General features: G+C 33.0%; 1 protein-coding gene. It reads right to left on the reverse strand.

Translation table 11 applies throughout. The features are described 5' to 3' along the window. On the reverse strand, nt 1-276 hold a 276-nt coding region (locus KGF39_RS19675; protein WP_227823602.1), incomplete at both ends, for a transposase.

Raw genomic sequence — 276 nt, forward strand, 5'->3', positions numbered from 1 at the left:
TATAGCTTTTTTCCAAACAAAAGTATATCTATTAGCAGATGACTCTATTTTTGTACCATCAATAAATAGAGTGTCCTTTGAAATCTCCTTATTATCTCCAAGAAAGTTTGTAAACTGTGCAATCAAATCTTTGCTTATTGGTGAAAAATGAATACTACGAAATCTTGCAATTGTTGAATGGTCTGGGGCGGAGGCTCCGCCTAGCAGATACATAAAGTTAATATCTCTTTTGCATGCTTTCTCTATTTCTCTTGAAGAATAAATACAGTTCATGTT

Origin of the sequence: Clostridioides sp. ZZV14-6345, assembly GCF_020657775.1 — a bacterium.
In the GTDB taxonomy this organism is placed as follows: domain Bacteria; phylum Bacillota; class Clostridia; order Peptostreptococcales; family Peptostreptococcaceae; genus Clostridioides; species Clostridioides difficile_D.